This window comes from Bordetella sp. 15P40C-2 (genome assembly GCF_009763235.1).
GTDB lineage: Bacteria > Pseudomonadota > Gammaproteobacteria > Burkholderiales > Burkholderiaceae_B > Bordetella_A.
Map to the genome: position 1 here is coordinate 1 of NZ_WSJA01000026.1, position 25549 is coordinate 25549.

20 protein-coding genes are annotated in these 25549 nt (G+C 62.5%); 11 read left to right on the top strand and 9 right to left on the bottom strand.

Annotation, left to right across the window (positions count from 1 at the left end; translation table 11 throughout):
* Nucleotides 1–29: 29 nt before the first annotated feature.
* Nucleotides 30–1019: an SIS domain-containing protein gene (locus tag GOQ25_RS12685; protein ID WP_160350847.1), complete on the bottom strand. Its 990-nt coding sequence runs from the start codon at nt 1017–1019 to the stop codon at nt 30–32.
* A gap of 117 nt (nt 1020–1136) precedes the next feature.
* Between GOQ25_RS12685 and purT the strand changes: the two genes are divergently transcribed.
* The 8 genes from purT to GOQ25_RS12725 all read left to right on the top strand — a co-directional run bounded on the left by purT (nt 1137) and on the right by GOQ25_RS12725 (nt 10452).
* Entirely contained in the window at nt 1137–2363 is a 1227-nt protein-coding gene (purT, locus tag GOQ25_RS12690) for a formate-dependent phosphoribosylglycinamide formyltransferase (RefSeq protein ID WP_160350848.1), read from the top strand.
* Nucleotides 2364–2648: 285 nt separating this feature from the next.
* Nucleotides 2649–3194 carry a GbsR/MarR family transcriptional regulator gene (locus GOQ25_RS12695; RefSeq protein ID WP_160350849.1) on the top strand — a complete coding sequence of 182 codons (546 nt, stop codon included), beginning with the start codon at nt 2649–2651 and terminating at the stop codon, nt 3192–3194.
* A 126-nt stretch (nt 3195–3320) separates the two neighbouring features.
* The gene (locus GOQ25_RS12700) at nt 3321–4898 is read left to right on the top strand and encodes a cytochrome ubiquinol oxidase subunit I (protein WP_160350850.1); all 1578 of its coding nucleotides are present in this window, start codon (nt 3321–3323) and stop codon (nt 4896–4898) included.
* Nucleotides 4899–4913: 15 nt separating this feature from the next.
* Nucleotides 4914–6065, top strand: a complete 1152-nt coding sequence (gene cydB, locus GOQ25_RS12705) for a cytochrome d ubiquinol oxidase subunit II (RefSeq protein ID WP_160350851.1) — start codon at nt 4914–4916, stop codon at nt 6063–6065.
* A 30-nt stretch (nt 6066–6095) separates the two neighbouring features.
* Nucleotides 6096–6230 carry a cytochrome bd-I oxidase subunit CydX gene (gene cydX, locus GOQ25_RS12710; RefSeq protein WP_160350852.1) on the top strand — a complete coding sequence of 45 codons (135 nt, stop codon included), beginning with the start codon at nt 6096–6098 and terminating at the stop codon, nt 6228–6230.
* A gap of 23 nt (nt 6231–6253) precedes the next feature.
* The gene (gene cydD / locus GOQ25_RS12715) at nt 6254–8161 is read left to right on the top strand and encodes a thiol reductant ABC exporter subunit CydD (protein WP_160350853.1); all 1908 of its coding nucleotides are present in this window, start codon (nt 6254–6256) and stop codon (nt 8159–8161) included.
* On the top strand, nt 8158–9843 hold the full coding sequence (gene cydC, locus GOQ25_RS12720) for a thiol reductant ABC exporter subunit CydC (RefSeq protein WP_160350854.1): 1686 nt from the start codon (nt 8158–8160) through the stop codon (nt 9841–9843). Before cydD ends, cydC begins: the two co-directional genes overlap by 4 nt.
* Before the next feature lie 54 nt (nt 9844–9897).
* The gene (locus tag GOQ25_RS12725) at nt 9898–10452 is read left to right on the top strand and encodes an adenine phosphoribosyltransferase (protein WP_160350855.1); all 555 of its coding nucleotides are present in this window, start codon (nt 9898–9900) and stop codon (nt 10450–10452) included.
* A gap of 69 nt (nt 10453–10521) precedes the next feature.
* Here the strand turns inward: GOQ25_RS12725 and ilvA are convergent, their stop codons facing one another.
* On the bottom strand, nt 10522–12030 hold the full coding sequence (gene ilvA, locus GOQ25_RS12730) for a threonine ammonia-lyase, biosynthetic (RefSeq protein ID WP_160350856.1): 1509 nt from the start codon (nt 12028–12030) through the stop codon (nt 10522–10524).
* Between the two features lie 175 nt (nt 12031–12205).
* Here ilvA and GOQ25_RS12735 point away from each other — a divergent pair, with 175 nt between their 5' ends.
* The gene (locus tag GOQ25_RS12735) at nt 12206–12799 is read left to right on the top strand and encodes a YqaA family protein (protein ID WP_160350857.1); all 594 of its coding nucleotides are present in this window, start codon (nt 12206–12208) and stop codon (nt 12797–12799) included.
* 78 nt (nt 12800–12877) lie between these two features.
* Nucleotides 12878–16837, top strand: coding sequence for an FAD/FMN-binding oxidoreductase (locus tag GOQ25_RS12740; RefSeq protein ID WP_160350858.1), 3960 nt, complete (start codon nt 12878–12880; stop codon nt 16835–16837).
* A 1029-nt stretch (nt 16838–17866) separates the two neighbouring features.
* On the opposite strand, the gene GOQ25_RS12745 is transcribed toward GOQ25_RS12740, so the two are convergent.
* The 4 genes from GOQ25_RS12745 to GOQ25_RS12760 all read right to left on the bottom strand — a co-directional run bounded on the left by GOQ25_RS12745 (nt 17867) and on the right by GOQ25_RS12760 (nt 20969).
* Nucleotides 17867–18637, bottom strand: a complete 771-nt coding sequence (locus GOQ25_RS12745; RefSeq protein WP_160350859.1) for a LamB/YcsF family protein — start codon at nt 18635–18637, stop codon at nt 17867–17869.
* A gap of 123 nt (nt 18638–18760) precedes the next feature.
* Complete coding sequence (locus GOQ25_RS12750; protein WP_160350860.1) at nt 18761–19777, bottom strand: biotin-dependent carboxyltransferase family protein; 1017 nt, start codon at nt 19775–19777, stop codon at nt 18761–18763.
* Nucleotides 19774–20445 (bottom strand): 5-oxoprolinase subunit PxpB, encoded by a 672-nt coding sequence (pxpB, locus tag GOQ25_RS12755; protein WP_370519951.1) that lies wholly within the window; start codon nt 20443–20445, stop codon nt 19774–19776. Before pxpB ends, GOQ25_RS12750 begins: the two co-directional genes overlap by 4 nt.
* Nucleotides 20446–20537: 92 nt before the next feature.
* Nucleotides 20538–20969, bottom strand: coding sequence for a VOC family protein (locus GOQ25_RS12760; protein WP_160350861.1), 432 nt, complete (start codon nt 20967–20969; stop codon nt 20538–20540).
* 179 nt (nt 20970–21148) lie between these two features.
* Between GOQ25_RS12760 and GOQ25_RS12765 the strand changes: the two genes are divergently transcribed.
* On the top strand, nt 21149–22012 hold the full coding sequence (locus GOQ25_RS12765; RefSeq protein ID WP_160350862.1) for a LysR family transcriptional regulator: 864 nt from the start codon (nt 21149–21151) through the stop codon (nt 22010–22012).
* Between the two features lie 6 nt (nt 22013–22018).
* Here the strand turns inward: GOQ25_RS12765 and serA are convergent, their stop codons facing one another.
* The 3 genes from serA to phoB all read right to left on the bottom strand — a co-directional run bounded on the left by serA (nt 22019) and on the right by phoB (nt 25480).
* Nucleotides 22019–23218: a phosphoglycerate dehydrogenase gene (gene serA, locus GOQ25_RS12770; protein WP_160350863.1), complete on the bottom strand. Its 1200-nt coding sequence runs from the start codon at nt 23216–23218 to the stop codon at nt 22019–22021.
* A gap of 255 nt (nt 23219–23473) precedes the next feature.
* A complete protein-coding gene (phoR, locus tag GOQ25_RS12775) occupies nt 23474–24772 on the bottom strand; it encodes a phosphate regulon sensor histidine kinase PhoR (protein WP_160350864.1) in 1299 nt (432 codons plus the stop codon).
* A 9-nt stretch (nt 24773–24781) separates the two neighbouring features.
* Complete coding sequence (gene phoB / locus GOQ25_RS12780; protein WP_160350865.1) at nt 24782–25480, bottom strand: phosphate regulon transcriptional regulator PhoB; 699 nt, start codon at nt 25478–25480, stop codon at nt 24782–24784.
* Nucleotides 25481–25549 lie beyond the last annotated feature (69 nt).

A 25549-nucleotide genomic window follows, 5' to 3' on the forward strand; every position in this document is an offset into this window, starting at 1 on the left:
GTGGGGGGTGCTACGGGGAAGGGTCATCGTCATACTACCTTGGCAGCCATCAGATCATGCATATGCAAAGCGCCCAGCAGGGCGCCGTCGGCGTCGACGACCAGCATCTGGTTCAGACGCTGTTCGTCCATCAGGCGCGCGGCGTCGACAGCGAGCGCATCGGGGCCGATGCTGCGCGGCGAGCGGGTCATGCCCTGGGCCACCGTTAGACTACGGATATCCCCAAGGCGTTCAATCAGACGGCGTAAGTCGCCATCGGTAAAGATTCCAACCGGCTTGCCTGATGAATCTACCACGATGGCCATTCCCATGCCTTTGGCCGACATTTCCTCGAGCGCGGGAAACAGGGCGGAGTCTTCCTTGACCAAGGGCAGGGCGGGGCCTTGGCGCATGACGTCGCGCACGTGGGTCAGCAGACGGCGGCCCAGCGTGCCGCCGGGGTGTGACCGGGCAAAGTCCTCGGGACCAAAACCGCGTGCTTCCAGGCATGCCACGGCCAGCGCGTCGCCCAGGGCGAGCGCCACCGTGGTGCTGGCGGTGGGCGCGAGGTTGAGCGGACAGGCTTCTTGGGCCACGCTGGTATCCAGGTGCAGATCGGCCAGACGCGCCAATTCGGACTGCGGGTTGCCCGTCATGGCCACCAGCCGTGCGCCCATGCGGCGCGCCACGGGCAAAATGGTCAGTAGTTCCTGACCTGAGCCCGAATGCGAGATCGCGATCAATACATCGTCGCGGGTCACCATGCCGAGGTCGCCGTGGATGGCTTCGGCGGCGTGGACGAAAAAGGCGGGGGTGCCAGTAGAAGCCAGCGTCGCGGCGATCTTGCGCGCGATATGGCCGGTCTTGCCGATGCCGCTGACCACCACACGGCCGCGGCAATTCAGCAATAGCTCCACCACGCGCGTGAAATCGGCGTTCAGGCGCGCGGAGAGGTCGGTGATCGCTTGCGCTTCGATATGCAGCGTGCGACGCGCCGAGGCAAGCGCCATGTCGGGCGAGAGAGTAGGATGATCGGTCATGGGGCGGATTTTAATCGCAGGACGCCCCGAGTTGCTGTGACTTGGCGGCTATGGCATGCTCACGGCGCGAAAATCGCGCCTCAATCCGTTCATTCTCATTCCCACAGGTTTTCAATCATGTCCACCGTCCCCGCGCCCGTGCTCGGCACGCCCCTGTCCCCCTCGGCCACCCGGGTCATGTTGCTAGGCGCCGGCGAGCTCGGCAAAGAGGTCGTGATCGCTTTGCAACGGCTGGGCGTGGAAGTGATCGCGGTGGATCGCTACGCCGATGCGCCCGGCCACCAGGTCGCGCATCGCGCGCATGTGATCCCGATGACCGACGCCCAGGCCCTGCGGCGCGTGATCGAGGAGGAACGTCCTGATGTGGTGGTGCCCGAGATCGAGGCGATCGCCACTGACGTTCTGGTCGAGCTGGAAGCCGCCGGCGCGGTGCGCGTCACGCCCACGGCGCGCGCGGCGAAACTGACCATGAATCGTGAAGGCATTCGCCGTCTGGCCGCCGAAACGCTGGGCCTGCCGACCTCGCCCTATCGATTCGTCGACAGCGAGGCCGAGTTGCGCGCGGCTATCGACGAGGGCATCGGCTACCCCTGCGTGGTCAAGCCGGTGATGTCTTCCTCGGGGAAAGGCCAGTCTGTCATCCACGGGCCGAACGATATCGCGTCGGCTTGGCAATATTCTCAAGAAGGCGGCCGGGTGGGTGCGGGCCGCATTATTGTCGAGGGATTCATCCGCTTCGATTACGAGATCACGCTCTTGACCGTGCGGGCTCGCGGCGCGGACGGGCAGATCCAGACGCAATTCTGCGAACCGATCGGTCATCGGCAGGTTGATGGCGATTATGTCGAGAGCTGGCAGCCGCATCCTATGTCGCCGGTCGCGCTGGAGCGCGCGCGCGAAATCGCGCGGGCGATCACCGGCGAGTTGGGCGGCATGGGCGTGTTTGGTGTCGAACTCTTCGTCGCGGGCGATCAGGTGTGGTTCTCCGAAGTCAGCCCGCGTCCGCACGATACGGGCATGGTGACCATGATCACGCAGTCGCAAAGCGAATTCGAGCTGCATGCGCGTGCGTTACTGGGTTTGCCGGTGGACGTGTCGCTGCGCCAGCCGGGGGCTAGCAGCGTGATCTATGGCGGTGTGGAATCGCGCGGCGTGAGCTTTCACGGGTTGGCGCAGGCCTTGTCCGAGTCCGGCACCGACGTGCGCCTGTTCGGTAAGCCCGAATCCTTCGTCAAACGCCGTATGGGCGTGGCGCTGGCGGTGGACAGCGATGTCGAAGCGGCACGTGAAAAAGCTAAACGCGTGTCTTCATCGGTGACGGTAAAGGCTGCGTCCGGCGAGTGACGCGAAGCAATCGCCGCTCGGCACGACGGCCTCGTTAACGACGGCAGAGTCGTGTCGAGGCGATTGCCACGAAATAACGTGTTTTTTTGATCTTTGTCATTGCATCGTCGTTTGTCGGTCAAAATCCGCGAACTTCTCTCTTCGGCGGTCGTATCATCTCGGCCGTGACATCTTCCCCTTCCTGATTTCTAGCTCGCTTTGGTAGCGCAGATGCGCATGCTGTTTGCCTTGTCATTCGGTTTGTTCGATAATTTCAGAAATTACTGAAATTAGAGTAACGGAATTATGCCGCTCAGCCCTCAGACCGAACGATTTGTCCTGCACTTTGGCGAAATGGGCAGCCGTTGGGGCGTCAATCGCACGGTGGGGCAGATGTATGCCTTGCTGTTCTTGTCGTCCCGGCCGCTGAACGCCGACGACATCGCCGAGGCGCTGGGATTTTCGCGATCCAACGTCAGCATGGGGCTCAAGGAGCTGCAGTCCTGGCGCTTGGTGAAGCTGGTGCATCAGGTTGGCGACCGGCGCGATTACTTCGACACGCCGAAGGACGTTTGGGAGATCTTTCGCATCCTCATGGAGGAAAAGCGCCGCCGCGAGATCGACCCGACGCTCACCCTGCTGCGCGACACCTTGCTTGAGTCGCCCTCGGGCGAGTCGGAGGTCTACGCCCAGCGGCGCATGAAGGAAATGCTTGAGCTCATCGAGTTGACGACCGGGTGGTTTGACGAGGTGCATGACCTGCCGCCCGAGACGCTCAAACGTTTGATGAGCCTGGGTACGAAGGTGCAGAAGGTATTGGATTTTGCCGGCAAGCTGCGGGGCCGGGACTGACGCCGCAGCGCATCAAGAGAATTGCCATGAAGTCGTTTTATCTGTCCCGATCCACAAGGGACATCCGTTATGCCAGCGCGAGCGCCAGCGTTTCGGTGATGGTCGTCATTCGTTCAGGAGTGGATCATGGTTGACCTGGACGTTGTTGACCTGTCGCGGCTGCAGTTTGCCGCGACGGCCATGTATCACTTCATCTTCGTACCACTGACGCTGGGCCTGTCGTTCATTCTGGCCATCATGGAAAGCGTCTACGTCATGACGGGCCGCGACATCTGGCGCCGCATGACGATGTTCTGGGGCACGCTGTTCGGCATCAACTTCGCGCTGGGTGTGGCCACGGGCGTGGTGATGGAGTTCCAGTTCGGGATGAACTGGTCCTACTACAGCCATTACGTGGGCGACGTGTTCGGCGCGCCGCTCGCGCTGGAAGGGCTGATGGCGTTCTTCCTTGAGGCCACCTTTGTCGGTCTGTTTTTCTTCGGCTGGAACCGTATGTCGAAAGTCAGTCACCTGGTGGTGACCTGGCTGGTGGCGTTCGGAACGAACTTTTCCGCGCTGTGGATCCTCGTGGCCAACGGCTGGATGCAGAACCCGGTGGGTGCGGTATTCAATCCCGACACGATGCGCATGGAGATGACCGACTTTGCCGCGGTGTTCTTCAACCCGGTGGCGCAGGCTAAGTTCGTGCACACGGTCAGCGCCGGTTATGTCGCGGGAGCCATGTTCGTGATGTCGGTCAGCGCCTGGTATCTGCTGCGTCGTCGACATGTGGACCTGGCCAAGCGCTCGATGGCGGTTGCCGCGAGCTTCGGACTGGCGGCTTCGCTGTCGGTCGTGGTGCTGGGTGACGAGAGCGGCTATCTGACGACCGAGCATCAAAAGATGAAGATCGCCGCCATGGAAGCCATGTGGCATACCGAGCCCGCGCCGGCCAGCTTCAATTTGTTCGCGATCCCAAATCAAGAAGAGCGCAAGAACGATTTCGCGATCGAGATTCCCTACGTCATGGGGATTATCGGTACGCGTTCGTTGACCACGCCGATGCTGGGTATTGATGAGTTGGTGCATCGCGCCGAGGGTCGTATCCGCCAAGGCATCGTGACCTATGAGGCGATGCAGCGCTTGCGCGCCAATCCCAGCGATACCGAGGCCCGCGCCACGGTGGAAAAGGGCTGGCCGGATCTGGGCTATGCGCTCTTGGTCAAGCGGTATCAGCCCGATTTGAGCAAAGCCACCGATGCCGATATTCAGCAAGCGGCGGTGGATACCATCCCGACGGTCGCGCCCCTGTTCTGGGCCTTCCGCATCATGGTCGCGGCTGGTATGTATCTGATTGCCTTCTTCGCGGTGGCGTTCTGGCTGGCGTCCAAGGGTCGTTTGGATCGCCGTCCGCGCTTGATGAAGATCGCGCTGTGGAGCTTGCCCGTGCCATGGATCGCGATCGAGGCGGGCTGGTTCGTGGCGGAGTATGGCCGTCAGCCTTGGGTTATCGAAGGGGTGCTGCCGACCTACTATGCCGCCTCCGGTCTGTCGTTCGTGGATCTGGTGACGAGCCTGACGATATTCCTGGTGCTCTACACCGTGTTGTTGATCATCGGCGTGAAGGTCATGCTGCATGCGATCAAGGCGGGGCCGAAGTCGGACAAGCCCGCGCACCGTTCGTCGCAAGCCGACCCGGTCGCGGTCGCCGCAGAAGCAGTTTAAGTACGGAGTTCGCACGTGGAATCATTAATACCTTTGGATTACGCGACGCTGCGCGTCGTGTGGTGGGCGCTCTTGGGCGTGCTGTTGATCGCCTTCGCGGTGATGGACGGCTTTGACCTGGGGATCGCGGCGTTGCTGCCGGTGGTCGCGCGCACTGATGTGGAAAGACGCGTTGTGATCAACGTAGTCGGGCCGGTGTGGGAAGGCAACCAGGTGTGGCTGATCACGGCTGGCGGCGCGATCTTTGCGGCATGGCCCTTGTTGTATGCGGCGTCGTTCTCGGGCTTTTATCTGGCCATGATGTTGGCGTTGATCGCGCTCATCATTCGCCCGGTGGGCTTTAAGTACCGCAGCAAGATGGAGGGCACGCGGTGGCGCAACACGTGGGATGGTTTGCTCTGCGCATCGGGGGTGCTGGCGGCGCTGGTGTTTGGTGTGGCCATGGGTAATCTGATCGTGGGTGTGCCGTTCGGCTTCGACGCCAACACGTTGCGGCCGGAATACTACGGGCATTTCTATCAGCTGTTCAGTCCGTTTGCCTTGTTGGCCGGCGTGGTCAGTGTGTTGATGCTGATCATGCACGGCGCGGTGGTGTTGGCCTGGCGCACGGAAGGCGCGGTCGCGATGCGCGCACGCCGTGCCGGGCAGATCACGGCGCTGCTGACCGCGGTGTTGTTCGTGGTGGGTGGCTTCGTGGTGGCCGGGATGGACGGGCACGTGATCGAAAGCGGCGTGAACTTCATGGCCGCGTCCGACCCGGCGCTCAAGACGGTCGCCGTGCAGACGGGCGGCTGGTTGGCTAATTTCGAGAAATGGCCGCTGGCCTGGGCCGCGCCGGCGTTAGGGGTGGGCGGCGCGCTGCTCGTGGCGATGTTGATCGGCACGCGGGCATACTGGCTGACCTTTATTCTTTCGTCGGCGGCGGTATCGGGCATCATTCTGACGGTCGGGTTGGCGCTTTTCCCGTTCCTGATGCCTTCGTCGACGGCGCCGCGCTTTGGCTTGACGGTTTGGGATGCCTCGTCCAGCCCGCTGACGTTGTGGATCATGTTGCTGGGTGTGGTATTTTTCCTGCCCATCATCACGGCCTACACCGCCTGGGTGTATCGGGTCATGCGGGGTAAAGTCACGGCCGAGACGGTCTCGGGCACGCCTAATTCCTATTAAGATTCAACCCCTCGATGGGAGCATAAACAGATGTGGTATTTCTCGTGGATTCTGGGCTTGAGCCTGGCATGCGCGTTCGGCATCGTGAACGCGATGTGGTTCGAGCTGCGCGAAGGGGCCGAGCATGACCCCGAACGGTTGGATAAAGCTGCCGTGCACTCGTGACACAGCCCCAATCTGATGCTGTGATGAAGGCGTCCGTGATCGCAGCGGTCACGGCGCCGACGACCGACGCCGCCACCGACGCAGACCCTGCTGTCGTTGGCGGCGCGTTGCCGCGTGAGCACACGCGCTGGCTAAGCGCGCAGGCGCGGATCCCACGCGCGGCGCTGACGCTGGCCGTAGCGGCGCCGTTGGTGGGTGGGGTGCTGTTGCTCGTGCAGGCCTGGTTGCTGGCGCGCGTGCTGGATGCGGCCATCATCGGTGATGCCCCGCGCGCCGCGTTGATGGGCGATATTGGCATCATCGTGGCGTTGATTGTGGTCCGGGCGCTGTTGACGTGGGTGAGCGAGCGGGCAGGAGCACGCGCGGCCGAGGGGGTCAAACAAACCATACGCCTCGCGCTTTTTGATCGCATGATGGCGCTGGGGCCCACGTGGACCCGGTCGCGGGTGTCGGGCGAGCTGGCCAGCGCGGTGGTGGATCAGGTCGAGGGACTGGACGGTTTCTTTGCGCGCTTTCTGCCTTCGGCTGTGTCGGCGGCGATATTGCCGCTGGCGTTTGGCTTGGTGTTGTTGCCATCGGATTGGATTGCCGGACTGCTGTTGCTGGTCACCGCGCCGCTGATCCCGATGTTCATGGCATTGATTGGCTGGGGCGCCGAGGCGGCTAGCCGCCGTCATGTACGTGCGATGGCGCGACTGTCCGGATTTTTTGCCGACCGCCTGCGCGGATTGGCGACGTTGAAGCTCTATGGCCGTGCGCAAGCCGAAGCAGCGCTGGTGGGTAGCGCGAGCGAGGCAATTCGTCAGCGCACGATGTCGGTGCTGCGTATCGCGTTTCTGTCGTCGGCCGTGCTGGAGTTTTTCGCCGCGCTCGGTGTGGCGGGCATGGCCGTGTATTTCGGACTGACGTATTTAGGATTTTTGGACCTGCGTGCCTCGCCGCTGACGCTGCACGCGGGATTTTTCTGTCTGCTGATGGCGCCGGAGGCCTATGCGCCGTTGCGTCAATTCGCGGCGCATTATCACGACCGCGCGACGGCGCGTGCGGCGGTAGCGCAGATCGCGCAGGCGTTTGAGGGGCTGCCGGATACGCAAGGGGGCGAGGGTGCACCGAATCAGGGGAAGCGAACTGGCGTGGGGCAAGCAACCGTAGCCGCCGGGAACGTTGGGCGAAGAACGTCGCACGATATATCGCAGGGCGCCTCGCACGAGATGGATTCGTCGCGTATGGCCGTGCCTGCGGCGATGCCCCGACATGAAACGCCGGCCGCAGGCATGACGTTGCGTTTACAGGCATTGACGATTCACACCCCGGATCGTACGCGTCCTGTCTTGCAGGCGGCTGAGCTCGCCATGTCGGCGGGTGAACACGTGGCCTTGATGGGCGAGAGCGGCAGCGGCAAGACGACGCTGCTCGAGGCGCTGACGCGCATGCGGAGCAGCGAAGGACATATCGAGCTCGACGGGGTCGTGTTGGCGGATTGGGATGAGGCCGCCTTGCGTGAGCGGGTGGCGCTGATCGGGCAAAAGCCCTTTCTGTTTGCCGGGAGCATTGCCGACAACATCCGGCTGGGCAGGCCGGCGGCGACGGATGATGAGATTCTTGAGGCGGCACGACGTGCCCAGGTGCTGGCATTCGCGGACGCGTTGCCGGCGGGTTTGGCGACGCTGCTGGGGCCGCGCGGGCGCGGGCTTTCCGGGGGGCAGGCACAGCGTGTCGCGTTGGCGCGTTTGTTCTTGCGCGATCCCGCCTTGATCTTGTTGGATGAACCGACTGCGCACCTGGATGAAGCCACGCAAGCGCAAGTGTTGGAGGCGATTCTGGATTTTGCCCAAGGGCGAACCCTTATCCTGGCCACGCATGCGTCTAGTGTCGCGCAGCGGCTGGCGCGCGTTGTGCGGCTGGTCGATGGCAAGCTGGAGGCGGCATGAAGGCTCTGTGGCGTTTGCTGCCTGCTGTTTACCGCCAACGTAGCGGCGCGCTGCTGGGCGCGTTAACGCTTGCGTTGATCACGATCGTGGCCGGGGTAGGGCTATTGGGAGTGTCGGGCTGGTTCCTGAGTGCGGCGGCCGTCGTGGGAGCGGGTGCGGTATTTAATTTGTTCGTGCCGTCGGCGTTGGTGCGTTTGTTGTCCTTCGTCCGGATTGCCGCACGATATGCAGAACGGTTGGTGGGGCATAGCGCCACGTTGCGCTTGCTGACTGATCTGCGTCGTCAGGTGTTTAACGCGCTGGTGGGGCTCACACCACGACAGCTGAGCCGCTACCGCGATGGCGATCTGGTTGCACGTTTGACTGGGGATGTCGATGCGCTGGACACGGTATTTCTGCATGTATTGACTCCCATGCTGACGGCGGCGCTGGCGTCGGCCGTGCTGGCAGTGGTGGTAGGTGTCTGGGTGCCCGCTGCCGGATGGATACTGGCAGCCGCGATGCTCGTGGCATGTCTGGTGATTCCGGCGTGGCTGGCGTGGGCAGCGCGTGCCCCCGGCCGTGCGTTGCAGGAAAGTCAGGCGGCATTGCGGGCGACGACGCTGGAGGCCGTTGAGAGTCACGCGGACCTGATCGCTTTGAACGCCACCAGTGAAGTGCGTGATGCGTATGCTCGTCACTGTGCGGCCTCCGGGCGTGCCCGCGAACGTCAAGTCGGCTTGGCCGCGAATGGCGCGTGGGTCGTGCAGATCCTCGCCGGCCTGTGTGTGCTGGCCGTACTCTGGTTTGGTTTGGATGCCTTGGCACAAGAACGCTTGAGCGGACCGTTGCTGGCAGGTTTACTGCTGGCGGTGCTGGGTCTTTTTGAAGTGGCAGGTCCGTTAATGCGCGGCGCGGCGCGCCTGGGCGCCTCGGTGAGCGCGGCTCAACGTATCCTGACGCTGACCGAGCAGCAACCCGATCAGCGCGATCCGGCACAGGCGATCGCGTTTCCCGAGCGCGGCGACATCGAATTCGACCGCGTGAGCTTTGCGTATCCGTTGGCCAATGGCGAACCAGGGCAGCCAGTGCTGCGCGAGCTCAGTTTGAGTATTGTTGCGGGCGAACGCGTTGCGATTTCGGGGCCGAGTGGCGCGGGTAAATCCACCTTGCTGCAGCTTTTATTGCGTCTGGAAGACCCGCAGGCCGGCAGTGTGCGGTATGCAGGCGTCGCGTTGCGCGATGGCGCGATGGCCGAACTGCATCGCCGCATCGCGTGGCTGCCGCAGGATGCGCCGGTGTTTCTCGGCACGCTGCGTACGAATTTGTTGATCGGTGACGCGCAGGCCGATGACGACGCGCTATGGCGCGCGTTGGATGCGGCCAAGCTGGGCGAGTTCGTGCGCAGCTTGCCCGAGGGGCTGGATACTTGGGTGGGCGAGACGGGCGCCAGCCTGTCGGTGGGGCAGGCGCGCCGCCTGTGCCTGGCGCGCGCCTTGCTGACATCGTGTCCCGTGCTGGCGTTGGACGAACCCACCGCGGGCTTGGATGAAGCCGCGCAGATCGCGTTCTTTACCGATTTGGCGGCCGCGGCGCGCGGGCGCACGGTGGTACTGGTCACGCACGCCAAATTGCCACCGGGCGCCGTCGACCGACAGTTGGTGTTGAGAGATGGCGTGCTGGCGCCACACTCGCTGGCCTAACCGCGGGCGCCCGGGTATAGTTCGCCTTGCATTAATTTTCCCCGGGGCACGCCCATGCAGACCGACTCCGTCGAACTCATCCGGCGCACTATCCGCAGCATTCCCGATTGGCCTCGCCCCGGTGTGATGTTCCGCGACATTACGCCGCTCTTGCAGGATCCGCGCACTTTTCGCGTGCTGATCGATTTATTCGTTTATCGCTATATGCGCCAGCGCCTCGATTTGGTCGCTGGCGTGGACGCGCGCGGATTCATCATCGGCAGCGTGCTGGCGTATGAATTGAATCTGGGCTTTGTGCCGGTGCGCAAGAGCGGCAAGCTGCCTTTCCAAACCGTGGCTGAAGAGTACGCGTTGGAGTATGGCAACTCGAAAGTCGAGATGCACACCGATGCGGTGCGTCCGGGCCAGCGAGTGTTGCTGGTCGATGACCTGATCGCCACGGGTGGCACGATGATGGCGGCGATCAAGTTGCTGCAGCGGCTGGGGGCCAATGTGGTCGAGGCGGCGGCGATCGTGGATCTGCCGGATTTGGGCGGCTCGGCCAAGATCGCGTCCACGGGCACGCCATTGTTCACGGTCTGCCGTTATGACGGGGCGGACGAAAGCTGAGTAGCGATTCGCCGAGCTGCACAAATAAATATGCCCACATTGGCGGGCATATTGTTGCGTTGATTGGGGTTAGAGGAACAGCTTGTACGCCGGATTGTCGGTCTCGTTCCAATGCGGGTAGCCCAGGTCCGCGACAAACTGCTTGAAAAGCTTTTTGTCCGCCGGCGGAACCTGAATCCCGATCAAGATACGGCCATAGTCCGCGCCCTGATTGCGGTAGTGAAACAGGCTGATGTTCCACTCGGGGTTCATGGCGTTCAAGAAACGCATCAGCGCGCCCGGGCGTTCCGGGAATTCAAAGCGATAGAGCAGCTCGTTGTTGGCCAGCGTCGACCGTCCTCCAACCATATGGCGCAAGTGGGTCTTGGCCATTTCGTCTTGCGTCAGGTCCAAGGTGTCAAACCCGTGACGACGGAAGTTGGCTGCGATTTTCTCGGGCTCATTGGGTGAACTGATCTGCACGCCGACAAACACGTGCGCGCGCTGGGCATCCGAGATCCGATAATTAAACTCGGTCACGCTGCGGTTGCCGACCAGCTCGCAGAATCGGCGGAAACTGCCGCGCTGTTCGGGCAGCGTGACGGCGAAAATCGCCTCGCGCATTTCACCGACTTCGGCGCGCTCGGCCACGAAGCGCAGACGGTCAAAGTTCATGTTCGCGCCGCACGCGATGGCGACCAGCGTTTTGCCTTTGAGCTTGTTCGCGGCAGCGTATTGCTTGGCGCCCGCGACGGCCATGGCCCCCGCGGGTTCGAGCACGCTACGCGTGTCGGTAAACACGTCCTTGATCGCCGCACAGATTGCATCCGTATCGACCACGACGAAATCATCGACGTACTTGCGCGTCAGGCGGAAGGTCTCGGCGCCGACCATTTTCACGGCCGTACCGTCGGAAAACAAGCCGACATCGTTCAATTGCACCCGGCGGCCCGCGCGCACGCTGCGCATCATGGCGTCCGAGTCCTCGGTCTGTACGCCGATGATCTTGATTTCGGGGCGCAGTTGCTTGACATAGGCCGCTACGCCCGAGACGAGACCACCGCCGCCGATGGCGACGAAAATCGCTTCAATCGGTCCTGGATGTTGGCGCAGAATTTCCATCCCCACGGTGCCCTGACCGGCAATGACATCGGGGTCATCGAAGGGGTGGACGAAGGTGAGTTTCTCTTTCTTTTCCAGCGTCAACGCATGGTTGTAGGCGTCGGTAAAGCTCTCGCCAGCCAGGACGACCTCGCCGCCCAGGCTGCGCACGGCGTCGACTTTTACCTGCGGGCTGGTGGTGGGCATCACGATGACCGCGCGGCAGCCCAGCCGGCGCGCGGCCAGCGCCACGCCTTGCGCATGGTTGCCGGCCGAGGCCGCGATCACGCCGCGTTGACGCGCCGCGTCCGTCAGATTCGCCATCTTGTTGTAGGCGCCGCGCAGCTTGAAGCTGAAAACGGCCTGAGTATCTTCACGCTTGAGCAGAACCGTGTTCGAAATTCGCTGAGACAGGCGGGTAGCGGGTTCGAGAGGGGATTCGACAGCGACGTCGTAGACCTTGGAGGTCAGTATGCGTTTTAGATAATCTTCGGACATGATGGCGTAAACAGCCGGGGTGAAAACAGCGTCGGCCAGATTACCACAGCCATTCACCCTCACGGCCTAGACAGGATACACTGCCGCGCTGCGCGAGGCGGGAAAGACTCTCCAGCTTGCTCGGGTATCCCATGCGGGGTCGCGGGGCGGCGCGCAGCGCATCATCAGGAAACTCATGGAACAGACTCTACTGAATGCGGTTCATAGTTTGTTGGCCCTGCTGGCGCTGCCGACCATCGGCTTGCCGGCTATTTTCTTGATCAGCCTGATTTCGGCCACCTTGCTGCCTCTGGGGTCGGAGCCCGCGGTGTTTGGCTATGTGAAGTTGGCCCCCGACATGTTCTGGCCTGCCGTGATCGTGGCGACGGTGGGCAATACGATAGGCGGCATGATCAGCTATGCCATGGGTCTGGGCGCGGCGCGCGCGATGGACCGGTGGCGGGAAAAGCACGCCGCCGGCTCAGCTGCGGCCGACTCAGGTGCGGCCACTCCGGGCCAAGATGGCGATCCTGCCCAGGGCCCGTTACAAAGCCCCCATTCCGCCACCCGCGACCGCTGGCACCGTTACGCCGACCGGTGGTTAAGCCGCCTCGGGCCCCCGGCATTGTTATTATCCTGGTTGCCTGCGGTCGGCGACCCCTTGTGCGCCGTGGCCGGCTGGTTGCGTCTGTCCTTTTGGCCCTGCGTGGTCTATATGGCGATCGGCAAATTCGCCCGTTATGCGGTGATGACGGCGGGGCTGCTGTGGTTTTTCCCTCAGACTCTGTAGCGGCGTCTGGCCCTGCGCCGGGCAATTTTTGCGCGATGTCATAAAATAGCTCTTTAAGGGCCCACTCCTCGTCTGTTCATGAACGCCCCTCTCCCCAGTCAGATCCTTGCCGAGGCGCTCTCGCCTGCTGCCAACGCGCGTCTGCGCGAAATTCCGTACAACTACACCTCGTTCTCCGATCGTGAAATCGTCGGCCGCCTGCTGGGCGAAGACGCTTGGCAATGGGTGAGCGACTTGCGTGGCGAACGCCGCACGGGCCGATCCGCGCGGATGTTGTACGAAGTCCTGGGCGATATCTGGGTGGTGCGGCGCAATCCGTACCTGCAGGACGACCTGCTGGAAAATCCCAAGCGCCGCAAGCTGCTGATCGAGGCCCTCCATCACCGTCTGGCCGAAATCGACAAGCGTCGCGAGCCGAATTCGCCCACCGAGCCGGGGCACGACCCGGAGCGCGACCACAAGGTCGTCGAGTTGCTGGCGCGCGCGCGCTCGGCCATCGCGGCATTCGAGAGCGAATTCGACCAGACCGCCCATCTGCGCAAGCAGGTGCAAAAGGTTCTGGGCCGCATCACCGCCAAGGACAACATCAAGTTCGACGGCTTGTCGCGTGTGTCGCACGTCACGGACGCGACCGACTGGCGGGTGGAATATCCGTTTGTCGTGCTGACGCCGGATAGCGAATTGGAAATCGCGGCGCTGGTGCGCGGCTGTATCGAGCTGGGCCTGACAATTGTGCCGCGTGGCGGCGGTACCGGCTACACGGGTGGCGCGATTCCGCTGACGTGGAAGTCGGCCGTCATCAATACCGAGAAATTCGACACGCTAGGCGCGGTCGAAACCTGTATTTTGCCGGGCCTGACCGAACCTGCCGCCGTGATTTATGCCGGCGCCGGTGTGGTCACCAAGCGCGTGTCCGAGGCCGCCGAGCAGGCCGGCTACGTATTCGCCGTGGACCCGACCTCGGCCGAAGCCTCCTGTGTGGGCGGCAATATCGCCATGAACGCGGGCGGCAAGAAAGCCGTGCTGTGGGGTACCGCGCTGGATAACCTCGCCTGGTGGCGCATGGTCGATCCGGACGGCAACTGGCTGGAAGTCACCCGTCTCGAACACAATCTGGGCAAGATCCACGACGTCGATGTCGCGCGCTTTGAACTGAAATGGTTCGACGGCGCGGCCAAGCCGGGCGAAAAGTTGCTCAAGACCGAGACGCTGGAAATCGCCGGTCGTGTGTTCCGCAAGGAAGGCCTGGGCAAAGATGTGACCGACAAGTTCCTCGCCGGTCTGCCGGGTGTGCAGAAAGAGGGCTGCGACGGCCTGATCACCTCGGCCCGCTGGGTGCTGCATCGCATGCCGCGCCATACGCGCACCGTGTGTATGGAGTTCTTTGGCCAGGCGCGTGATGCGATTCCGTCGATCGTCGAGGTGAAGAACTACCTCGATGGCGAAGGCCGTGAGCGTGGCGCGATTTTGGCGGGTCTGGAGCATCTGGACGAGCGCTATCTGCGTGCCGTGGGCTATGCGACCAAGAGCAAGCGCGGCACCTTGCCCAAGATGGTGCTGATTGGCGATATCGTGGGCGATGATGAGGACGCGGTGGCCGTGGCGGCCAGCGAGGTCGTGCGTCTGGCCAACACGCGTCACGGCGAAGGCTTCGTGGCCGTGAGCGCCGAAGCCCGCAAGAAATTCTGGCTGGACCGCTCGCGCACGGCCGCCATCGCACGCCACACCAACGCCTTCAAGATCAATGAAGACGTGGTGATCCCGCTGTCGCGCATGGGCGAGTACACGGACCACATCGAACGCATCAATATCGAGTTGTCCACGCGCAATAAGCTCAAGCTGCTTAATGCGCTGGAGGCTTATTTGTCCGAGCCGTTGCCCGTGGGCAAGGCCGAGGACGAAGACGACGAGTTGACGCGCAGCGAGACGCTGGCCGAACGTACGCAGCACGCCTTGATGCTGTTGACGACGGTGCGCCACCGTTGGCAATGGCTGCTGGACAATCTGGATATGCCGCTGCGCCAGGCGCTGCCGGATCTGGCGGGGCTGGGGCTCACTTCGCTGCAAGGCGCGTTGGCCGATCGCGTGGCCGCGCAGCCGGATGCGCGCGTATTTGATGTGGTACAGGACCACACCATACGTGTGTCGTGGAAGACCGAGGTACTCGCGCAGCTACAGCAGGTGTTCGCGGGCGCGACGGGCAAGCACATCGTCGATGAACTCCGCGCCATCCACGCCCGTGTGTTGAAGGGGCGCGTCTTTGTCGCGCTGCACATGCACGCCGGCGACGGCAACGTTCACACCAATATCCCGGTCAACTCCGACGACTACGAAATGCTCACCGAGGCCCACCAGGCGGTGGACCGCATCATGCAGATCGCGCGCGATCTGGATGGCGTGATTTCGGGTGAGCACGGGATTGGCTTGACGAAATACGAATTCCTGACCGAGGCCGAACTCGCCCCGTTCCAGGAATACAAGCGCGGCGTCGATCCGAACGGGCATTTCAACGCCGGCAAACTGATGCCGGGCGCGGATCTGCGCCATGCGTGGACGCCGAGCTTTGGCTTGATGGGCCATGAATCGCTCATCATGCAGCAAAGCGATATCGGCGCGATTTCCGAGTCGATCAAGGACTGCTTGCGTTGCGGTAAATGCAAGCCGGTTTGCGCCACCCATGTGCCGCGCGCGAATCTGCTGTATTCGCCGCGCAATAAGATCCTCGCGACCTCGTTGCTGATCGAGGCTTTCCTGTACGAGGAACAGACCCGTCGTGGCGTGAGCCTGAAGCACTGGGAAGAGTTCGAAGACGTGGCCGACCACTGCACGGTCTGCCACAAGTGCTACAACCCGTGCCCGGTGGATATCGATTTCGGCGATGTGTCGATGAACATGCGCGCGGTGTTGCGCAAGATGGGGCGCAAGTCGTTCAATCCGGGCACCGCGGCCGCGATGTTCTTCTTGAACGCCAAGGACCCGGCGACGATTAACGCGACGCGCAAGGCGATGGTGGGCGTAGGCTATAAGGCCCAGCGCATGGCCAACGATTTGCTGTCATCGTTTGCTCGCAAGCAGACTGCGCATCCGCCGGCCACGGTCGGCAAGCCGCCGATGCGTGAGCAGATCGTGCACTTCGTCAACAAGAAGATGCCCGGCGGTCTGCCCAAGCAAAGCGCGCGCAAGTTGCTGGATATCGAGGACGCGAACTACGTACCCATCATCCGCGATCCGAAGAAGACCTCGGCGGATACGGAGGCGGTGTTCTATTTCCCCGGTTGCGGATCAGAGCGGTTGTTCTCGCAGGTGGGGCTCGCCACGCAGGCGATGCTGTGGCATGCGGGTGTACAGACGGTGTTGCCACCGGGCTATCTGTGCTGCGGTTACCCGCAGCGCGGCAATGGCATGACGGAAAAGGCCGAGCAGATCATCACGGATAACCGTGTGCTGTTTCACCGTGTGGCGAATACGCTGAACTATCTGGACATCAAGACCGTGGTGGTGAGCTGCGGCACTTGCTATGACCAGTTGGCCGGTTATGAATTCGAGAAGATCTTCCCGGGTTGCCGCTTGATCGATATTCACGAATATCTGCTGGAAAAAGGCATCAAGCTCGATGGGGTGACCGGTGCACGCTACGTGTATCACGATCCCTGCCATACGCCGATGAAGCTGCAGGACCCGATGAAGACCGTGCGATCGCTCGTGGGCGAGGGCGCGATCAAGACCGATCGTTGTTGCGGCGAGTCAGGCACGCTGGCGGTGACGCGTCCGGATGTGTCGACGCAGGTTCGATTCCGTAAGCAGGAAGAGCTGCAGAAGAATCAGAAAGCGGTGCGCAAGGATGGCTATACCGGCGAGGTGAAGGTGCTGACGTCTTGCCCGTCTTGCTTGCAAGGGCTGTCGCGGTATGAGGGGGATACGGCGATGGAGGCGGACTACATCGTTGTTGAGATGGCGCGGCATATCCTGGGTGAGCAGTGGATGCAGGAGTATGTGCAGCGGGCTAATGCGGGTGGGATTGAGCGGGTGCTTGTCTAGCTTGCCTGCATGGCTGGTGGCCTGGCGGGGCGTCGTGTGTGGGGGGCCTTTTAGGTCGCCGGTTGCGGTTGCGTGCTTTTGGTCGTCGGCGCGGGGTGCGCGGGCGGTTGGGGCTTCACGAGGTCGGTCCGGCGCGCGGGCGCCGGACACCGCTTCGCTCGTCTCGTCCGCGCCTTCGCGCTCCCTTCGACTTCCGCTCGCTCGACCTCGAGGCGCCCCAACCGCCCGCGCACCCCGCGCCGACTGGTGTTAGCTCGGGTTCGCGGCGTTGGCGGGGAGGGTGGTTTGCTTGGCATTTTTGCCGGCGTGGTTTCGCTATGAAGGACTTTGCGGGGCTGCTAAAACGGGGCGCCCTGCGCGCCCCGTTTTAGCTATCGGGCAGGTTGTCGTTTAATGTGGGTTTCATTTGGAATGGGCGGATCAAGCGTGCTAGCAGGGGCAGCGTCATATGTGGGTTGCTTTCTTTGATGCTTGATTTGCCAAGTGTGAGCCAACCGTAACGTGGCGCGCGCGCCGCGAGTGGCTACAGATCCGATTTGCGAAGTTCAACCGTAGCCGTTCCCACGGCTGCGTCAATTGGCGATTTAGCCTCAATTCACCCACTGGCACGGCCGGCCCGCGCCTCCCAGGCCGAATGCTATTACCGGGCGCGCCCGTAGGCGCCCGGTAATAGCGGCCCTGCAAGATCTTCGTCCCTGCGCACACCGCGCCTACGAAGCCTACAAACGAAACTCGTCCCGGCACCGTCACGGTTGAAGACAATGCGAGTCGCTGTGGGGCAGTGGCCGCGTTGGGGCGCCTCGTGGCCGAGCGAGCGGACACCGTAGGTAGGCCCGAACGGGCCGGACGAGGTGAGCGAAGCGATGTCGGACGCGCAGGCGGCCGACCGGCCACGTGAAGCCCCAACGCGGCCACTGCCCCACAGCGACGCCAAAAGAAAATCAGTACCGCAACAACGGCCAAAACACCCAAACCCACCCAACATGACGCCAAGCGCGGCGTAATTCACAACGACCGATAGCGTTCAGATCAAACCGCCCGAACCTCAATCCCCGCCTTGCTAAGCGCCTCCCGCAACGCCCGGGCAAACACCAACGCGTTAGGCTGATCCCCGTGAATGCAAAGCGTATCCGCCTGCACCGGCACATCGCGGCCGTTGACCGAGCGAACGACCCGATTCTGCACCATGTTCAGTACCTGAGCGATAGCCGTGTCCACGTCTTCGATCATGGCCCCAGGCTGGCTGCGCGGCGTCAGCGATCCATCATCCTGATACGAGCGATCCGCGAATACCTCGCTCGCTGCACGCAGGCCCAGGTCCTGAGCAGCCGCAATCAGCTGGCTACCCGCCAGACCATACAGAACCAGGCTGGCGTCAACATCGCGAACCGCGCGGCAGATGGCATCCGACAAGCCACGATCTTTAGCCGCCATGTTGTAGAGCGCCCCATGCGCCTTCACATGATGCAAGCGTGCCCCCTGTGTAGCAGCCACCGCGGCAAGCGCCCCGATCTGACAGACCACCATATCGTAGGCTTCTTGCGGCGTGATCTGCATGGTGCGACGACCAAAGCCAACCAGATCCGGCAGGCTAGGGTGAGCGCCTACCGCCACCTTATGTTCGATGGCTGCCGCCACGGTCTTGCGCATCGTCGAAGGATCGCCAGCGTGGTACCCACAGGCCACGTTAGCCGAACTGACGAAAGGCAGTACGGCAATGTCATTGCCCATATGCCAAGCGCCATAGCTCTCGCCCATATCGCAGTTGAGATCGATGACGAGTGATTGAGAGGCGGACATAGGGTGCTGCTCCAAAAGTGATGTGATCGGTATTGCGTCAGGTGATTCGTGTTCGACACTCAAGGCCGCGTCTTCGCAAGCCTCGAGTGTGGCATTTAAAAACGTCCAAGCCGGGCTCGGTGTTTATTCGGGTTTCGCAATGCTCTCTAAGGCCGTTCTCGCGGCGGCGAGTACCTCGTGAACCTGCTCAAAAGCGTCCTCGAGTTCACTGTCCAGTTGCTGCGCCTCATCCAGCTCCACGGGCGCGAAACACACGGTTTGACCCGGGCGGCGCTGAGCCAGATCCGGCAAGTCCACCGAAATGACCTGGGCTATTTTGGGATATCCGCCCGTGCTCTGTCGATCCGCCATCAACACGATCGCTTCGCCACCCGACGGCACCTGGATCGTGCCAAAGCTCGCGGCTTCGGACAGGATCTGGCGGGGAGTCTTCATCGTCAATGGCGGGCCTTCCAGCCGGTAGCCCATGCGATCGGACTGCGTGCTGATGCGGTATTCCGCCTCCAGCAGTTCGCGTTGTGATTCGGCCGTGAATTCATCCCAATGCACGCCAGGCAGTACACGCAAGCGGCTGCGCGGGCGTAAGGCCAGCGCGGCCGGCAAATAAATGCGTACCTGCCATAGCGTTTGCGCGAGGTCGGATAAATCGTCTTCGCTGTCCGGCAGCGCGTAGCGCAAGCCGATGAGGTCGTTCTTTGCCAGGGCACGGCCCGCATGGCCGCCGAATGCGCCACGGATGTCCGTGCTGGTACTGGCCAAGACAGGTGCGAGCTCATAGCCGCCATGCACGGCCAGATAGGCCCGCACGCCGCTTCCCGGCGTGGCCGGGCCCAGCGTCAACACATCGCCCGCCCGCGCCACCAGGGGCCGGTGATTCGGAACGGGCGAATCGTTCAACATCGCCTGCATGTCCGCGCCAGCGATAGCGAAACAGGCCGGGGCCTCGAACTGCAGCGTCGGCCCGAGCATGGTGATTTCCAGCGTGGCCAGATCGGCCTCGTTGCCCACCAGCAGGTTGGCCAAACGGTGCGCACGTGGATCCATGGCGCCGCTTACCTGTACGCCCAAATGCTGACTACCAGTTCGGCCGGCATCTTGGAATGTGGAAAGCAAACCGGGTTTCAGGACACGTATGCTCATCGCCGAGCCTCCAACAGCCGGCGGTACTCGGCTTCTTCGATAGGAACAAACCGCACGCGGTCGCCAGGCTGTAGTAGCGTGGCCGGCTTGCCGTGCGGGTCGAACAGGGATAGCGGGGTGGCGCCAATAATGTTCCAGCCACCCGGCGATCGGCTCGGGTAAAGCACGGACTGTCGATTGGCAACCGCCACCGAGCCTGCCGGCACGGCGGTACGCGGAGAAGCCCGACGAGGAATATTCAGACGCTCATCGTGCACGCCGATATACGGCGCCCCAGGGGCAAAGCCCAGCATGAAGACCAAAGCCCCGGGCTGCGTGTGCAAGTCCACGACTTCATCAGTGGTCAAACCCGCATGGCGCGCCACGTCTTCCAGGTCAGGACCATATTCGCCGCCGTAACACACGGGGATTTCCACTTCGCGCCCGGCTTGCGTGTCGGTTTCCTGAGATTCTGGATCGAGCCCCTGTTGCAAGATCGCGTCGATCCGCGCGGCGAGTTCATTAAAGCGCGGGCGATGCGCGCCCGTCGGCTGGTAATGGACGGCCAGCGCGATAAAAGAAGGCACGACGTCAATGACGCCGGGCAGGTTCGCCTCGCGCACCAGCGTCGCGGCCGCGAGGCACAGGCGACCGATCGACATGTCGATCCGATCGCCGAAATACACCATCACGCATCGGTCGCCTTGCGGGCAGATGCGCCAGGCGGTGGAACTGGAAGGAAAAGAAAAAGAATGCACCAGATCAACCGCCTCCGAACGGATTATTTTGCAAACAACGATTCAATGTTCTTGAACGCCTTGAATTCCAGTGCGTTGCCCGACGGATCCAGGAAGAACATCGTGGCCTGTTCGCCGACTTCGCCCTTGAAACGCACGTAGGGTTCGATCACGAACTTCGTGCCAGCGTCGGTGAGTTTCTTGGCCAGAGCTTCCCAGTCTTCCATCGGCAGCACGGCGCCGAAGTGGCGTACCGGCACTTGATGGTCGTCCACCGAGCTGGTCGCTTTGTGGCCGCATTCCTCGGGCGACAAGTGGGCGACGATTTGGTGGCCATAGAAGTTGAAGTCCACCCATTCCGGGGCGCTACGCCCCTCGGGACAGCCCAGCAGCTCGCCGTAGAAAGCGCGTGCTTCGGCAATATCGCGAACCGGAAATGCCAGATGGAACGGGGGGAGAGTAGCGGGTGTGCTCATTTATGACTCCAAGTCGATAAGCGTAAATCAAAATCGTTTTGTCTGCCGGCCCCAAATGTCGCAGGTTCATGCGATCAGGGGCCGATTGCATGGTTATCAGTTTAGCGATTGTTTTTTTGATAGAAAAACGATATTTTTTCGCGCTGAGCATAAATAAAATCGATGCTATATCTTAAGCCATGATTCGCGAATTCAAGACCTTTATCGCCGCGGCGCGCGACGGGACGTTCACCGGTGCGGGGCGCTCGCTTGGTCTGACGCAGTCTGCGGTCAGCGCCCAGATGCGGCGTTTGGAGGATTACCTGGGCGTGGAGCTCTTCGAGCGCACGGGTAAATCCGCCATGCTCAACGCAGCCGGCCGCGATCTGTTGCCGCAGGCCGAAGACCTCGTCGCCATGGCCGAGCGCATGGCGGTATCGGTGGGAGCGGGGCGCGTAAAAGGCCTGCTGCGCATCGGCGCGATCGCCTCGGTTCAGCAGCATTTGCTGGTCGGGGCGCTCAAAGACTTTCGCGAGACCTTTCCCGACGTACGCGTGCGCGTGATGCCCGGTGTGTCCTTGTCTCTGCTGGGACAAGTCGATGCCGGGGAAATCGATATGGCCGTGATGCTGCGTCCGCCCTTTGCGTTGCCGCCCGAGCTGGCGTGGCGGCCCTTGGCGCGCGAGCCGATTGTGCTGGCGGTGCCGGCCGACTTTCCCGCTCAGAGCTGGCGCGAGGCTTTAAGCACTCAACCGTTTATCCGCTACGACCGTTCTTCGTTTGGCGGCCGGCTGGTGGATCTGTTTCTAAAAAAGCAGCGCATCGTGGTGCAAGAGGCGGTCGAGCTCGATGAGATGGACGCGATCGCCAATCTCGTACGAGGCGGGCTAGGTGTGGCGCTGGTGCCGCGCACCCGGCAATTCGATGCGCGCGGCTTGCGTCTGGATGATCTGGGCGAGGCCGGTTTTCACCGGGAAATCGGCCTGATCGCGCCTTTGTCGCTAGAGCCCGGGTCGCCTGTCGCGCACTTGATCGAATGCTTCGAGCGCGCGTCGCGGAATTGACCCGAACTACACCAGATCGCAGCGCACCGTGATCGGATGCGCGCACAGCTTGGCCAGTACCGCTTCGCTGACCTCGCCGTCCACGTCCGTGATCACATAGCCGATCTGGCCACGCGTTTGCAGGCTTTGGCTGAGGATGTTGAGGCCTTGTTCCGCGAGCAAGTTATCCAGCGTGCCCAGCGCGCCGGGCGCATTGCGGTGTACGTGCAAAATGCGCGCCTTGCCCGCGGGCTCCAGATACGGCAATTCTGGGAAATTCACCGCGCCCTTGGTCGTGCCGGCTTGCATGAAGCGCACCAATTTTTCCGCGACTTCGCGGCCGATGTTTTCCTGCGATTCCTGTGTGCTGCCGCCGATATGGGGCGTGAGCAGCACGTTCGGCACGCCGATCAGCGGGCTGTCTAGCGGCTCGTTCGGCCCCTTGGGCTCGGTGGGGAATACGTCCAACGCCGCGCCACCCAGATGGCCGGATTTCAGCGCCTCATGCAGCGCATCGATATCGACGACCGTGCCACGCGACGCATTGATGAGGATCGCGCCTCGCTTCATATGCGTGAGCGTCTGCGCGTTAATCAAGTTTTCGGTGCTCGCGCCGCCGGGGACGTGCAACGTCACGACATCGGCCTGTTCCAGCAAGTCCGTCAACGTTGTCACCGCGCGGGCATTGCCGCGTGGCAGTTTGGCTTCGACATCGTGAAACACCACGCGCATGCCGATGCTTTCGGCCAGCGTGCTGATCTGCGAGCCGATGTTGCCATAGCCCACGATGCCCAGCGTTTTGCCGCGTGTCTCGAATGCGCCCTTGGCGGTCTTGTCCCAGTGGCCTTGATGCACGCGCTCGTTCTTTTCCGGGATACGGCGCAATAGCAGGATCGCCTCGCCTAGCACCAGCTCGGCGACCGAGCGGGTGTTGGAAAACGGCGCATTGAACACGGGAATGCCGCGATTCATGGCGTGGTCCAGATCGACCTGATTGGTGCCGATGCAAAAGCATCCCACCACACGCAGATCGGTGGCGGCTGCAAACGCCTCGGCGTCCATTTGCGTGCGAGAACGTATGCCCACCACCTGCGCGCCGCGCAATGCCTCGCGCAGTTCGGCGGGCGGCAACGCGGTCGCATGCGTGACGATGTCGGTATAGCCCGCCGCGGCAAAGACCTCACGGGCGCTGGGATGGACATTCTCGAACAGGACGATCTTGGTCATAGGTACGGATAAGGCAAGGGCAATAAAAAGCGAGTTCTCGATGCAACGCCGCTCAGGTAGGTCGGCACGGAATGAACGCTGTTAAAGCGGAGGCCGGGCAGATGCGGCCCGGCGCGTCCGGCACGCGCGTTTCATCCATTCATTGTGAAGGACAGCATGCCCACATGAACGAGAACCCACTCGGACGGTAAGGCGATCACGGTGTCGCCGCACGCGACGTGCCTGCTCCTGTAGCGCAGTTCGTACAGGGCGCCATCAATCGGCCGCGACACGCTCAGGCGGAAACTGCAGCGCAAACGTACTGCCGCGACCGACCTCGCTCGTGATCACCAGTTCCGCATCATGGCGAATCGCGATGTGCTTGGTAATCGCCAAACCCAGCCCTGTGCCGCCCACGGCGCGCGATCGCCCGCGATCCACCCGATAGAAGCGTTCGGTCAGACGGGGAATATGATGGGCGGCGATGCCGATGCCCGTATCCTGCACGCTGTAGCGCGCGCCGCCATCGGGTGTGCTTTGCCAACTCACCGTGATGGTTCCGCCCTCCGGGGTGTAGCGTACGGCATTGGTGAGCAGATTCGACATGGCTGAGGACATCTCGGATTGCGCCCCGAGGACATCGAGGGATTCATCGATGTCCCACTGAAAATGGTGTCTCCCCCCCGAGAGCGCCTCGATTTGCTGACGTAGCGTCAGCAGTACCGCGGGTGCCTGCACGGAGCGCAGATCCGAAACAGGCGACGATTCCAGCGTGGATAGCGTGAGCAGGTCATCGACGAGCGCCTGCATGCGCGTGGCCTGCTCGTGCATCAGGCCCAAGTACTGACTGCGCTGCTCATCCGTCAGCGCCTCGGGCGGCATGTCGCGCAAGGTTTCCACAAAGCCCGCCAGCACGGTCAGAGGCGTGCGCAGCTCGTGCGACACATTGGCTACAAAGTCGCGGCGCGTGGTTTCCAGCTTTTCGATCTGCGAGACATCGCGCGTGATCAACAGTCGTCGATCGCTGGCATAGGCTGCCAGATGCATCATCATGGCGCGCTCCTGATCCCCGTGGGTCAAGCGCACGATGATGGGCTCGGACCATTCTTCGCTCTGGGCGTACGCGACGAACTCGGGCGCGCGCAGCAGATTCAAGAGATTCTGGCCCCGATCGTCTGGCAGGCTGAGGGACAAGTGATGCCGCGCCACCCGGTTGCACCATTCAATGTGAAAGTCCCGGCTCAGAGTCACGATCCCGTCGGGCAAGGCCTGGGCGGCCGACAGCATGCTTTGCATGGTGGCGCGCGCCTCGGTCAGTTCGCGGGCGCGGGCGCGCGTGTAGCGATAGAGCGGGGCGAGAATATCGTCCCACGGGCCGGCCGAGGCCGGCGGCGCGGCTTCCGGGTGATGGGCCCAGTACGACACCGCGCGCATGCGCCAGACGCGCCACAGCAGCGAAAACACCAGCCCGCCTGAGAACGTTATCCAACCCGCAGGGTCGCCGATAAGCCGTTGCACGCCCCAGGCGATCAAGGCCCAGAGAAGTAGCAGGGTGAGGGTGCGCAGCCAGATCATCGCGGCGGCTTATCGCGCGGGCGGCCTGGCGGTGAATCGGTACCCGCTGCCGCGCACGGTTTCGATGTGGGCGTCATGCCCCGAGGGTTCCAGCGCGCGGCGCAGCCGCCGGATATGTACGTCCACCGTACGCTCTTCGACAAAGACATGATCCCCCCACACCTGATCCAGCAGCTGCGAGCGCGAGAAGACCCGTTCGGGATGCGTCATGAAAAAGTGCAGCAGCCGGAATTCCGTCGGCCCGATGGCCAGCGGCGCATCGTTACCCATCAGGCGATGCGTTGTCGGATCGAGCTTGAGAGCACCCACCTCGATGATGTCATCGGTCAGCTGTGGCGCACGGCGGCGCAGCACGGCCTTGATCCGGGCGACCAGCTCTTTCGGGGAAAAGGGCTTGGTGATGTAGTCGTCGGCGCCGGCCTCCAGACCGTCGACCTTGTCCTGTTCTGCGCCTTTGGCCGTCAGCATGATGACGGGCACGCCGCGCGTGCGTTCGTTGGCGCGCAGCTTGCGCGCCAACGCCAGCCCGGAGGTCCCGGGTAGCATCCAGTCCAGCAGAATCAGGTCAGGGAGCTCGGCGCTGATGAGCGTTTGAGCTTGCTCGGCGTCGAAGGCGCGCAGGACTTTATGGCCGGCAAACGACAGATTAACGGCGATCAATTCCTGAATGGCGGGTTCGTCTTCGACGACGAGAATGGTACTCGACATAAGCAGTAGGGCACAGGGAGCGCGTGAGCGCGAACGTGACGATAGTATGGCCGTAATATTTCAGGTATG